We start from the raw sequence: 12855 nt of genomic DNA, 5'->3' as shown, positions 1-12855 counted from the left end.
CGTACGATGCGATTATCGTGTAAGGGACATTCGCATTGCCTGAGGTGCCAAAGCAAGGCCCCACCGAGGCGCACCGTCATTATCACGTCGCCGCTCCAATCGATGGAGCTCAGCGGGATGTCTTGGAGCAAGGTTATTGTAACTCGCGTGCCACCGTTTATCAACAGTTCCCGCACTCGAGCCGATCTACAGTGCTCAGCGTGTCGATGATGTCGCGGGCGGTCAGGCGCTATCTTCCTCGCAAACGCCCATAGAAAGACTAAGCGTCGATTGCGGGCCTATTCAACGAGATTGGCAAGATTCTTCAATGACGAATCCATGCCGGCGCGATGGTCAGCTTCGCTGATCCCCGTGGGGACGTTCTCGGCGGTGAACGTCACTTTCGTGCCGTTTGCGACGGCCGTGAATATCGTGGTCATCGTCATGGTGCCGGCAAAGGCCGGATCGGCGGACTCGAACTCGACAGCCTCGACAATTTTTTCATTCGGTATCAGTTCGATGAAGCGTGCCTCGACAACGTCGGTATTCTCCGTTGATTTGCCTCGGCCACGCTCGGTCTCGGAATAGACGAATGTCATCCGATAGCTGCCCCCAACACGGGGGTCGAAAGCGAGGATCTTCGCAGTCATGCCCTTGGGCGCACGCCATGACGCAAGGGCCTCGGCATCGAGAAAAGCGCGGAAGATGGCACGTGGTGGCGCAACGATGGTGCGAGAAGCTGTGTGGGTTCGAGGGTCTGTCATGAAACCTGTATGATAGAGGGCGGTCGCGAAGTCGCGCCAGCAGACGCTTTAGACACAAGGAACTTTGAACCCATCGCCGCCGAACCCTAGTGTGGAAAACCCCAAACCGGCCTCCACACGAGGAAAACGACGGCCGGCTTTCTTGGTCCAGGCGCGATCGTTGAGGGACGCGCCTGGACCAAGAATTGGTTCAACCGTTCAGCTTGTCCTTCACCGCTTTAGCGGGCGTGAACGAGAGCTTCTTCGAGGCCGCAATCGTGATGGTCGCGCCAGTCGAGGGATTGCGACCTTCGCGCTCCGCGCTGGCCTTCACTTTGAACTTGCCGAAGCCGTTGAGCGAAATCTCCTCGCCCTTCGCCGCCGCGTCCGCAATCGCCGCGAAGACAGTATCGACGATTTTCTTGGCGTCGGCCTTGCTCGAGCCGGTGGCGCTGGAAAGATGGTCGGCGAGGTCGCTGTTGTTCATGTTTCACTCCTGGTTGTTCCCCTGCTGATCTATCGAGGAGCGGATAGAGCGACAAGCCTGCTGCCACCGCGCCGCTTAATCTTGCACCTCTGACGATACGGAGCGCGCTACCACGCCGAACCCGAGCATTCGCTCCCGCTTGGCCTCGTTGGTGGGCGAGTCGGGCGATTGCGGGGTCGTCGCGACCGAAGCACCGCCAAGCCTAACAGGCCGTTCGGCGAAGATCGCAGGGCCAAAACGCCGCGTGAGGTGGTCTGCGACGCTCAGGGCATAGTGCCTTTGGCGCCACGCTGTGGGGCTGTGATAGACCCCGATCGCGGCCCAATAGTCACCGGTCGCCCGCAAGGCCGACAGGAAGATCCAGCGGGCAACATCGGCATTGAAGCAGGCATCGGACTTGAGCCAGGTGCGAACCTCCTGCTCGGGCCGCCGCAGCACCGCTGCGATCTTTGGCACCCACCAACTATTGATCTGAAGGGGCCCCAGGTCATGCGATCCGTTGGCATTGGCGACCTCCGCGCCGACCCATCCGCCTTCCTGGTCGCGCAGTCCCCACAGGGTTTTCTCGAGCCAATCCTTCCCACCAGCGGCACGTGCAATGCAGTGTGAGATGGCGCCTTCCGAAGGTCTCGCCATCCCCGCCGAGGGTGAAGCCGCGGTGGATGCCGCGAACACCACGGCAAGGCAGCCGGCGCGCAGAATAGATTTGAGGCGGCATCGGGCGGAAAATGCAAAGGCGGTGTGGTTCATGGCAAACTGCTCCGTGATCAATGTTCCGGACCGTGGCCGGAATCGGCGTCACGGGAGTCATGTACTTGGGCGGGCGCTGGGTCGGTTCGGGCGTCGGCGCGATCGGCTTCGGCAGGCGCGCGATCGACGACAGATTGCAGGAAGCGGTCGAGGATGTCGGCAATCCCGCGGGCATTTTCAGCCAGCCGCTCCGGCAGGCCCCTTGGCGCATTCGTCCGTTGGTCGAGTTGCCGGCCAAGGGCCATGTCGCGCCGCTCGGACCGCTCACGATCCTGGTCCGCCCGAGCTCGCTCAATCGGGTCTGCATGACGCGCGGCGAGGCTGTCGCGGCTATCCCTGTCCAGCCTTCCGAGCCCTTCCAGCGCGGACGTCTTTTCGCCGGAATGGGTCTCGAGCTTCTCGGCGAGGCGCTTCTCGTCCTCGGTCCAGAGCTTCACGCCGAAGCGCGCGCGGGTGATCGCCGTATAATAATTCTGGCCGTTCACGAGCCCGGAATTGACCGGCGCCAGCACATACACCCGGGCGTAGGTCTTGGACTGCGCGGAATATACGGTCTCTGCGTATCCGTGGTCCCAGTGCTTGTGCTCGGACAGGTCGATCTGCTGCACGCGCTCGCCTCGGTCCCAACGGATCGTGGCAACGGTTCCATCCATCTTTTCGACCGTGCCACGCTCGGCATTCTTTAGATCGAGCGCATTGTTCACCAGACGCCATTGGATGCGATCGCCTTCCGCGAGGTCGCGATTCTCCGCGTTGAACACGTTGATCTGCTTGACCTGACTCTGCCGCGGATCCCAGCGGATCATCCGGCCGTTTTCGTCGACCAGTCGCACGACCTGCCGCCCGTTCTCGGCGCGTCCGATACCGACAACACGATATTGGACGTCGCGCGCGATCCCCGCGCCGAGCTGATCCCGCGTGAAGGTCACGACCTGGCCGCCTGAATAAAATCGGGCATAGTGTTTCTCCTGGTCGGACATGCCGCTCGGCGTCAGGACCTGGAGCCGTGCGTCTTCGGCCGCGATCGCGCTTTCCGATTTCAGGGTTTCGCGAATCTTTGAGTTCACGATCAGCCGGGTGGCATTGTCGAGCACCAGGATGTTCGTGGTGGCGCGGTTCTCCGGCTTGAGCCGGGTCCATTCCGCGACGAGGCCCTTGGCGAGCGCCTCGGCCCCCTCCCCGCTCACGACCTTGTCGAGGTGTGACAGCGAGGCGGCATATTCCGCGGCCCGCGCATGGGTGACCGCGGCCTTCATGCTTTTGGTCTGCTGGCGCATCGACTCGGTGAGTTGCGCCGTGGCGAGGCCGAACTTCTGCATCAGCCAGAAGGGCTTCCCCTGTTCGATCGCGCCGGTCTGCTTGTCATCGCCGAGCAGGATCAGCCGCGCGCCCGTCATCCGGCTGATCTCGAGGATGCGAATGGCCTGGCGTGTCCCGAGTTGCCCGGCCTCATCGAGGAGGAGAACATGGCGGTCGGTGATGCCGCGACCACCGCTGGTGAGAACGCTTTCGACCGTTCTCGATTCGACACCCGCGATCTGACCCGTGGTCGCAGCGGCTGACGATGTGGGGGCCAGCGCGACCAGCACCGTTCCCGGCTCGGCCGCCTGTCTCAGGGTATTCATCAACGTCGATTTGCCGGCGCCGCCGACGCCGTGGATGCCAGTGACCCGGTCCCGCGACAAGGCCGATTGAACGAGGGCCTGCTCCTGATGGGGCGTGAGGCCAGCGGTCTCCAGCGCGACCAGGAGGCGGTCGGCGGTGGCGATGGGTCGGGCATCATCCAGGGCCAAAGCGAGGTGCTGCGACAGCGCCATTTCCTGGCGAGCGCTGCGCCTGCTGGTCCGGCCGCGGGTTAGAGTCTGATCGCCCGTCGGCGCACGGGTGACGAGGAGCTTGTGCTTCGCCTCATGCTCGGCAAGCAACGGCCGGACATCGGCAAGCCTCACCTCTCCGACATGGCTGGCCAGCGCCAACCCGTACATGCGGCCGAGATTGTTCACGGCTTCGCGTGTCTCCGCCTGCCGCAGGCCGAACAGACTCGCGCGACCGGCGGTTCGGCGGTCGACGTCGATGATCGACGTGCCCCGTTCCTCGACCTGCGCGGTGAGTTTGGCGAGGTCCGCCTCATAGGGTTTCGCGCGCGCGGCCCACTGGATGTGGAACTCGTCGAGTGTCGCCGTCACCTTGGGACCGCGCGTCTGGTAGAAGGATTGGCGACGCGCTGCCTGTCCGGTGAGCCCATGCTCCTTGGCATGGGCATCGATCTGTCCAGCGCGCTGGGAGGTGTCCTTGATAAAGTCCTTGGGAACGCCGACGATCTCGAACAGCCCCCGTCTGGGGTCGAATTCGACTTCGTATCCGATCTGGCGAAGCTCATGGGCGAGGTCGTTTCGATAGACCTGCCCCGCAACCATCTGCTCGGCGAACATCGCCCGTGTCTCGAGGCTGGCCCAGGACGAACCGTCCTCTCGGTTCGTGATGTTCATCACGACAACATGGGTATGGAGATGGGGATCGAGCTCGCGGCTGGCATGTTCGGTGAAGCGGGCAAAAATCAGTCGACCAGTCGTCTCGTGAACGATCTGGCCGTTGTCGCGTCGGCGCAGGGACGCATGTTCTTCGAGATATTCGAGCGCCGTCCCGACTGCTTTCTCATGGGCGGCGATTATCCGCTCGTCGCCCATCACCAGCGCCATGATCGATACCGATTTCGGCGCATTGACGGCGAAGTCCCAGCCGGGGTGATGCTCGATCTCGCCGTTGGCACGGTGGCGGCCGAGTTGCTGGTCGTCGATCTTTCCGGCCAGCAACTCTTGGAAAGTCTGGGGATCGACCGGGCCGGATAGCCCTAACTCAACCGCTATCCGGCCACCCCATTCTGAATGTTCGTCGCTCCCTTTGGTGTAATAATCGCCCACCGTATAATAGCGGGCAATATTGCCGGGCGTACCTTTCAGGCGGCGGGGATGGATCATGCCGGCCGCGCCGGCCTGGCCGGGCCATTTTCGCGATCATAGACATCGAGTTCGATGCGGGTCCGGCCCCGTTGGGGGGCAAGCGTGAAGGCCGGAGCAGGTGCGACAGGGTCTGTCGGCGGGTTTTCGGCGGGTTTCGGTTCAACCCCCTCCCCCTCGGCGGCCCCACTGCTGCCGCCCTCGAAGAGGTCAGGCGATGTTGGCGGAGGCGGTGGCGGCACCGGTCGTGCAGCCTTCTTGCGTCGCGGCGGTGATGGCGACTCGGTTGACTTGGCTTCGGCATGGATCGCGGCGATCAGGGCCTCGCCATCCCGGTCGCGCACCGGCGGCGTATCGCGTTCGACAAAGGCGTCGGCGATGGTCGCGACGGTGTTGAAGCGGTCCTGGAAATGGACCACCGGCAGGTTGCGACCGAACCGCAGGAAACCCGACAGGTTGGGCAGATTGGTGACCTCGGTGTGCATGACCAGCGGGCGGGTCACCTGCATGCGCGACAGGTTCACGCCGTCGCGCATGTCGTTGACGCCGTAGGACATGCCTTCGTTCGCCTCGACCTGTTCGACCTGACCGAGATTCTCCGAAACATGCTTTGCCGTGGGGGTGTCGTTGGCGCGGAGAGCCACCCAGGTCGAGCAATAGCCGGTGATCGCAGCGGCATCCTGGATACCGTAGGTCGCCTCCAATTGCGGGTAGGACTGGAACCCCAGGATACCGCACCCGCCATATTTGCGGGCGCGCGCTAGGAAGTCGGACAGCGATGGCAATTTCTGCAGCGTGGGGAGTTCGTCGATGACGCAATAGAGGCGTCGGCGGCGATCGGGCGTCAGGCTCATGATCGCCGAAATGGCGATATCGAGCCAGACCGTGATCAGGGGCCGAAGCGACGGGAGCTGGTCGGCCTTGACGGTGATGAAGAGCCAGCCGTCCCCCTTTTCGTTCGCCACCCAGTCCCGGATCGACAGCCCTTTGCGGGTGTCGTCGAGATAGGAAAAGCTGCGCATGACGGAGGCAAGTTCGGCCTGGATGCCGGCAGACGTGCGCTCCCCTTCGAGGCTGATGAAAGCCGCGGCATCGGTACCAGCGGCGAAGGCTGCAAGATCCTTCAGCTTGGACCGCAACAGGCGATCAAGCAGGATCGAGACCAGCATTTGCTTCTGATGCGCGAGCTTGCGCATGACCGCGACGAGCGTGCCGCGGGCGGCCTTCGCCCAGAACGGATCACCCGCCTTGTCGGGGATCGTCGACTCAGCGATCTGGTCATAATGGTAATCGCGCGGGACGTCGCCCCAGGGCGACCAGCGGCTGGTGCGCTTGTCGAGTGGATTGAGAAGAATGTCCTTTCCCGGGCGGTAGAATTTCTCGACGAAGGTGCCGGCAGTATCATAGACGATCGCCCGCTTGCCCTCCTTGCGGATCCCCTCGAGCATCTTGACGATGAGGTTGGTCTTGCCGGTGCCGGGCGCGCCGCACAGGAGCACATGCTCGGGCTCATAGGCATCCGGAATGGGGACGCCGCCGATCGAGAAGCTCCCCTTGCGCTGGTGGCGGAGCAAGTGTTTGACCTGCCGGATCGTGCCGAACCGGGCACCGCGCAAATACTCGTTCGAGCCGAGTCCCCTGCCCGTGCGCGTGAATGTGAACCAGGCGAAGAACAGCGCCAGCAGCGCGAAGGCGCCGGCGATCAACGCCCCGTGGATGAGGTCGAGCTCGACCTTATGGAGAGTCTGCTTGGCGAGTTTGGAGGCGAGCAGCCAATCGGCTGACGTCCAATATTGGTGTCCCGCCGGCGTCTTGAACAACACCGGATCGTTGGTGCCGGCGGCCGCATCGACCTTGAAGCTCGCCTCGACCAGTTTGCGCAGGATGAAGCGCTCATAGTCCGTCGACATTTCGAGCGCATACCAGATGGTGCCCATCACCCAGAGGACGAACCCCGCGATGACCGTCTGGAAAAACACCTGGGTTGTCATGCGGACATTGTGGACGATCGCCTGTCCGCCGCGGGTCCAGGAGCCGAGCGTGTCGTTGCGAAAGATGCTCATCGTGCGTCTCCCGCGTCCACATGGACAGGAAGGACCGATCTGGGATGCCCGAGATACAGGAGCGGCAGGAAGCCGATCGTCCAGGGGATGGTCGGCAGCTGCGGCGATGCCTGAAGCTCGGCGGTGGGGGTGGGATCAGCCCGTCGTTCATCCCCGCTCATCGGTCGGCTTCCGGGTCGAGCAGACCCCTGTCCCGCAATATGCCGCGCGCCTCCGCCATCCCCTTTTGCAGAACGTCCGGGGTCCGTTGGCCGATCGAGGTGCCGAGGATGGTGAGGATTTGAATGCAGGTCGCGAGGATCTCGTCCTGCGACGAATAGATGTACCGGCCGCGGGGATCGGCGGCCTGTTCGAGAACGGACCGAATGAACACCGAGAGGGAGAGATCGGCGCCGGCCGCGCGCCGGTTGAGGCGGTCGTGCAGGGCGCTGTCGATCCGCACGCTTATTCTGATCATGTCGTAGCTCCAGCACTGGGAGCTCGACGGGCAAGTCTTGAAGCAAGCGCATCATAGCGCGGATGCCGCTGTTTTTCAACGATTTATGCTGTCCGACATGTCAGACAGGAATAGACGCGCAAATCCAACGATTTGCTCGACGCACTGTCGTTCGCGGGTGACATGTCGGACGCCGCGCCGTGTCCAGCGTCGGACTTGTCGGACAGGCTTATAGCATTGATTTATCGTCGGAATAGCCGCGCAGCACCCGTGCGTACGGTGCATTACAAACGGCCAAGGCCGTGAGTGCTCCCCTTCGCAGCGCTCCGCGCGCTGCGTTGTCTCGACCGGGCACGGGCGGACAATCCCCGGCAGGGGATTTCTTCTTCTCGCCGGCGGCACGCCGGCAAGCTCATCTCGATCGCGGTGCCTTGGACCTTCATGAAGTCCATACCCCAAGTTCGGGATTGAATGCGGGCCAACCCGGATTACAATGCCGGGCGGCGGGCAGACCCATCACAAGGACGATGGACATGCCCAAAATGACGGAACGTGAGCGACTAGCCGACCTCGAAGCGCGTCAGCGCAAGGTCGCTGAAGAAGTAGAAAGTGCCCGCCGCGCCCTGCGCGACCGATATGCTGGAATGGTCACGGACCTCCCGATCGAAGCATTGAGCGAGCGGGATTTCAGGGACGTCCTCACTCACGCGATTCGGGTGGGAGGAAGCCCTGCCGTCTCGGCACTGAAGACGCTGCCAGCGGCAGCGCCCGAACCGAAAAGTCGCCCGAAGGGCGGCCCAGCGACGAGCATGGCGTAGCCACGCGCAGGAGGCCGACAGCAAAGCTGTCGCACCGCCCCGCGACGGACCCGATCTTTGATCGGGCTCCCGAGCGGGGCGGTCCTCAACGCCAACAAAAAAAGGGACCGGCCGGGCATCATGCCCAACCGATCCCCATCACGATCTCAGGCGACAGCGCTGGCTGTGCGCTGATCCGAGAGCCGGAAGAAGTGCGCCGGCACCCGCTTCTCGCGGACCATCCGGGCGAGGTGCGATTGAAGTCCCGACCCCTCGCAGACCAGCGCTTCGACGGGGCGCAGTGCCAGCAGCCGCTCGTTCCGTGCGAACCCCGCCCGCTTGCCCAGTCGTGCGTCGAGCGTGAAGGCCACCAGCTTCACGCCCGACCGCGCCGCCCATGCCGCCGCGATCGCGTCGCACCCCTTGTTCTGGGCGGTCGTCGCCAGCACCATCGCCGGGATCCGGGCGTGGATCGCGTCGAGCCGATCCCACAGGAGCTGATGGTCCTCCCATTGCTGGCCGCCCGAGAAGATGACCACCGGCCCCTGCGGCGCGTGCTCCTCGATGCGGCGCTGGCGGCGTGCGGCGATGAAGTCGGTGGCGGCGATGACCGAGGCGGTCCGCTTCCCCGACACCAATGTCGCGCGCGGTGCCGACCATGGCCGGCCGGTCTCGGCATGGTACATCTGCGCCGCGTGATCGCGCATGCAGGCGACCGCGTCGCGCGCTTCGTCGAGGGACTGGCAGAGCGTCTGGGCTTCCTCCAGTTCGGTCGTCGCGACCTCGCTGCCGTCGGCGGAGCGGATCAGCCCGTTGACCTGCTGCGCCGCCCGATCGGCTTCTCCGTCGAGCTGTCCGGCGACCTTGTGGAAGCTGTGAACGATGCCCCAGGCGAGCCGGTCGGCGATGCTCTCCAGTCTTGTGTCGCGCAGGACGTCGAACAACGTCGTGACCAGCAATTCGGTCGCGCGCTCGGCTTCCAGCGGGTCGGGCATCCCGGCATCGGTGCTGTCCTCGGCGCGGTCGATCCGGAACTCACCTACGGTCTCGGTGAAGGCAGCGGCGAAGCGGTCCGTAGGCTCGGCCGTTTCCTCGGCATAGAGCGCGGCGATGTCGGTGAAGCGCGAAATGGAACGGTGTGAATGCGTCATGATGGCCTCCTGAATTTTAAGAGGCATTTTCCCCGGCACGGGCTCTGAGCGACGGGGTCAAGGATCGCGAAGCGACCGCGAAGCGGCGATGGGGGTCACGATTTTCTTTGGCGGCCACCAACACCGATGCAGAAGTGCTGCCGTCGATCCGCCAAAGAAAATGGTGGGGCCCCGTCGTCCTTGAGGCCGGCGCTGTCCCCGTGCCACCCTTGGACTTCTTGATAGATAGAGAGAGGCTGTGATTCGGGGGGCTCGATGCCCCCCGAATCGCATCGGCCGGTGCGGACCCTTTGTCCGCACTGGCCGTCCCGCACGTCTGAGGATTGTGAGACGCTAGGCCGCGCATAACGCCCTCCCAAGGCGGTGAAGGAGAAGGGCGAAGCCTGTCGGTTGCTCGACGCACTTGCATAAAAATAGCCGGCACGCGGGAACGCGTCCGGCCATCATAGGAACCTCAGATCGTCAGGGACTCAGCCAATCGAACCCTTCATGGTGCCCGCAATGATCGCAGGCGACCGTGCGATAGATATTGAGCGAGCCTTCCGCGCGCTCGACACGCCCGTGCTCGGCTGGTTCGCCGCAACGTGGACACGACGCTTCCCATCGCTCGTCGGCAGGCTCCATACCGCCGGGCTCGGTGCAACCGCCATAAGCGATCATGACTGGTCCGATCTGTCGGTTGCGGGAGGCAGATAGGCCTCATAGGGGTTCCCGTCGTGAAGGTGGCCGAACGGCGTCATCACATAAGCGCCGTCGTCCCGACCCACGGCGCAGATCACGTAGCGCGGGACGCCGGGGAGCGCGTCGGTGCATTCCATGAGGGCGAGATTACCGTCCTCGGCCGCGCGGCGCAGGGTTGCGAAATTGCGCCGATACACATCTGGTATGGCCATGTCGGCCTCCTGTGAAACGGTGGGAAAGGAGGCGGGAGCCAGGCCCCCGCCCCCCCCCCGATGTTCAGGCCCGCATCCGGCGCACCGCGGAATCGGCGACCTGATCGGCCTTGCGGAAGGCATGGATGGGCACCCCCGCCTGTTTCAGGGTCTGATAGAGGTTCGCCTGCAACCCCGAGCCTTCGCACAGCACCGCCTCGACGGGCTTCAGCTCGGCGAGCTTGCGGTTTCGCGTGAAGGCCGTTTTCCGGCCCGAGCCGTATAGCCCGAACGCCACCAGCGGCACGCTGTTGCGCGCCGCCCATGCGGCCGCGATCGCGTCGGCGCCTTTGCGCTGACCGGTCGTGACGAGGGACATGTGCGGCACGCGCTGATGAACCTCGTCGAGCCGCGCCCACAGGGTTTCCCAATCGTGCCACTGGGCGGGTCCGGAAAAGACGACGATCGGTCCCTTCGGGCTGTGCTTCTCGCGGGCGGCGAGTTCGCGAGCGCGGAGGAAATCCTGTGCCGCGATCTGACTCGCCGAAGATGCGGAGGATGCCCGGCTTCCCCGCGCCGGCGACCACGGCCAGCCCGACTGCGCGCGGTACATCTCGCCCGCATAGTCGCGCATGCACTCGATCGCTTCGCGGTGCTCGGCGGTCGACTGGCAGAGGAGCTGCTTTTCCTCCAGCTCGTTATTATAGACCTCGCTCATGTCGGGATGTCGAACGAGATCCCCGATTTCGGAAGCGAGGCTGTCTTCGCGGCGTTCCAGTTTCCCGGCGACGAAATGGAAGCTGTTGACGAAGCCCCACGCGATCTCTGCGGATAGAGGCTCCAGCCGCGTGCCCGCGAAGAGATCAAAGATGGTGGCGATGATCGCCCCGCATTCGGCCTGCACCGCGAAGGGTTCGGGCATGTCATGTTCGCCGGGCTGGTCGCCGAGTTCGACGATGCTGAGCGGCATGGGATCGCCGAAGGCCGCCTGAAATTCGGGGGTGGCGATCATCTCGGCATAGAGGGTGGGAAGGTCGGCCAGTCGGCTGACGCTGTTCGGGGATGTGGTTCGAGCCATGATGGCGAACTCCTTGTCGAAAAGGGAAACAAAAAAAGGGCCGGAGGCGCTGGACGCACCCCCGGCCCTCGTTCACGCGGCTTAGAACGGGATGTCTTCGTCCACGTCCGCGTTCGTCCGGTCGCCGTTCAGGCTGCCGTCGGCGCCGGCGGTGCTGTCACCGAAGCCGTCCTGGGTCCGGGGCGCATAGTCGCGCTGGCTGGCGCCGAACCCACCGCTGCCGAAGCCGCCACCGAACCCGCCGCCGAGATTCTCGCGACGCCAGGCGACGGTGAAGCCACCCGCCTCGTTCGGGAACAGGGCGACCGGAAGCGGCTCGGGCAGGCTCGGATCGTCGATCTGGCCCGCAAGGAAGACCTCACCGGTCTTCTTCGACACGGCTTCCCAGAGCGCGCCGATCTGCACCCAGCGCCGCGCGATGTTCAGCGCCACGATCTCGTAGATCGGCGCCTTCTCGCTCTGGCTCTGGACCGGGCGAAGCCCGATCCGCGGCAGATCGATGGTGCGCGTGAAGACCGAACCCATCAGCCGGCCGTTCTCCTTCTTGAATTCACCAATGTTCATCGTCTCAACTCCTTCGAATGTCGCTCTCGAGACCATCTCGGCGACACTCCTCCAGATCCCCCTTTCCTCTGGTTCCCGGCCTCACCGCGCGCGGTGCCGCGCGAGGGGCAATGCGACCTCTCCCCCCGCCCTGCCCCGCCACCGCTCGCCGCGCACACCGCCGCTAACGCGCCTATGCCGCCCCGCGCACAGGCAAGTGCCCGTGCCGAGGTCGGGCTATGTGGGTGGAAGTTGGGCGGCTGGCCCCCGCGTACGGGCGTTCCTGATCAAGGGGCGATTTCGATCGGCAGCGATGAGTGGTTTGCCGCTTGCCGAAAATCGCTTTCAGGTTTCAGAGGGTGGATTCGGGATGATGGGAGAGATACCTCACAAACCGAGCGGGGAGACCTATCACCGAATCTATATGTCTCGGGGAAGAGTCATGTGAGCCGTGAGGCTATGGATCGGGCAAACCTTGTCTGGGAGAATGTCGGAGTGGCGGGGAATAGTTGGGAAAGGGTGCCGATCGATGCGCAGAGCATCGACGCGCCGCTCTCGCAAGCGGCGATCTTTCTCGTTCTAACGGTCGCTGACGGTGAGGCTGCTCTTGGCACGATCTGCTCCGTTCTCGGCGGGCTCGATGATCTCGTCAAAACCGTTGGGTTCCGCGACCTCTCCGCCCGTCTGTCCTGCATTGCGGGGATCGGCAGCGATCTATGGGACCGGCTCCATCCGGGGAAGAGACCGCGTGAACTGAAGCCGTTTGCGCCGATCATCGGACAGCCGCACAGCGCGCCGTCGACGCCCGGCGATCTGCTGTTCCACATCAGGGCGGAACGCGTCGATCTCTGCTTCGAGTTCGAGCGAATCCTGCTGTCAAATCTCGGCGCGGCCGTGAGCCTCACGGATGAGGTGTCCGGGTTCCGCTATTTCGATGCGCGGGACTTGCTGGGCTTTGTCGACGGTACCGCCAATCCGACTGACCAGACCTCCCTGCAT

At 64.0% G+C, this 12855-nt stretch carries 11 protein-coding genes and 1 pseudogene; 1 reads left to right on the top strand and 11 read right to left on the bottom strand.

Going from position 1 to position 12855, the window contains the following annotated elements; all coding sequences use genetic code 11:
* Positions 1–278: 278 nt before the first annotated feature.
* The 11 genes from WFP78_RS18615 to WFP78_RS18565 all read right to left on the bottom strand — a co-directional run bounded on the left by WFP78_RS18615 (position 279) and on the right by WFP78_RS18565 (position 11877).
* Positions 279–743, bottom strand: a complete 465-nt coding sequence (locus WFP78_RS18615) for an SRPBCC family protein (protein WP_281124148.1) — start codon at positions 741–743, stop codon at positions 279–281.
* A gap of 190 nt (positions 744–933) precedes the next feature.
* The gene (locus tag WFP78_RS18610; RefSeq protein ID WP_033964144.1) at positions 934–1209 is read right to left on the bottom strand and encodes an HU family DNA-binding protein; all 276 of its coding nucleotides are present in this window, start codon (positions 1207–1209) and stop codon (positions 934–936) included.
* Positions 1210–1284: 75 nt separating this feature from the next.
* Positions 1285–1959 (bottom strand): lytic transglycosylase domain-containing protein, encoded by a 675-nt coding sequence (locus WFP78_RS18605; RefSeq protein WP_033964159.1) that lies wholly within the window; start codon positions 1957–1959, stop codon positions 1285–1287.
* Between the two features lie 17 nt (positions 1960–1976).
* Complete coding sequence (gene mobF / locus WFP78_RS18600) at positions 1977–4937, bottom strand: MobF family relaxase (protein WP_287458778.1); 2961 nt, start codon at positions 4935–4937, stop codon at positions 1977–1979.
* Positions 4934–6979 carry a type IV secretion system DNA-binding domain-containing protein gene (locus WFP78_RS18595; protein WP_033964142.1) on the bottom strand — a complete coding sequence of 682 codons (2046 nt, stop codon included), beginning with the start codon at positions 6977–6979 and terminating at the stop codon, positions 4934–4936. The genes mobF and WFP78_RS18595 overlap by 4 nt, the downstream gene beginning before the upstream one ends.
* 157 nt (positions 6980–7136) lie before the next feature.
* Positions 7137–7436 (bottom strand): ribbon-helix-helix protein, CopG family, encoded by a 300-nt coding sequence (locus WFP78_RS18590; RefSeq protein WP_281124151.1) that lies wholly within the window; start codon positions 7434–7436, stop codon positions 7137–7139.
* A 539-nt stretch (positions 7437–7975) separates the two neighbouring features.
* Complete coding sequence (locus tag WFP78_RS18585) at positions 7976–8122, bottom strand: hypothetical protein (protein WP_156142971.1); 147 nt, start codon at positions 8120–8122, stop codon at positions 7976–7978.
* A 257-nt stretch (positions 8123–8379) separates the two neighbouring features.
* The gene (locus WFP78_RS18580) at positions 8380–9363 is read right to left on the bottom strand and encodes a DUF2493 domain-containing protein (RefSeq protein ID WP_336965703.1); all 984 of its coding nucleotides are present in this window, start codon (positions 9361–9363) and stop codon (positions 8380–8382) included.
* A gap of 656 nt (positions 9364–10019) precedes the next feature.
* A complete protein-coding gene (locus tag WFP78_RS18575; protein WP_033964140.1) occupies positions 10020–10256 on the bottom strand; it encodes a DUF6117 family protein in 237 nt (78 codons plus the stop codon).
* Positions 10257–10320: 64 nt separating this feature from the next.
* A complete protein-coding gene (locus WFP78_RS18570) occupies positions 10321–11313 on the bottom strand; it encodes a DUF2493 domain-containing protein (protein WP_336965700.1) in 993 nt (330 codons plus the stop codon).
* An 81-nt stretch (positions 11314–11394) separates the two neighbouring features.
* Positions 11395–11877 carry a DUF736 domain-containing protein gene (locus WFP78_RS18565; protein WP_336965698.1) on the bottom strand — a complete coding sequence of 161 codons (483 nt, stop codon included), beginning with the start codon at positions 11875–11877 and terminating at the stop codon, positions 11395–11397.
* Positions 11878–12051: 174 nt separating this feature from the next.
* Here WFP78_RS18565 and WFP78_RS18560 point away from each other — a divergent pair.
* Positions 12052–12822 (top strand): annotated as a pseudogene (locus WFP78_RS18560) (Dyp-type peroxidase); the annotation flags it as partial.
* Between the last annotated feature and the right edge of the window lie 33 nt (positions 12823–12855).

Origin of the sequence: Sphingobium aquiterrae (assembly GCF_037154135.1) — a bacterium.
In the GTDB taxonomy this organism is placed as follows: domain Bacteria; phylum Pseudomonadota; class Alphaproteobacteria; order Sphingomonadales; family Sphingomonadaceae; genus Sphingobium; species Sphingobium aquiterrae.
The sequence above is the reverse complement of the archived record's forward strand: the minus strand, read 5'-3'. Positions and strand labels throughout refer to the sequence as shown.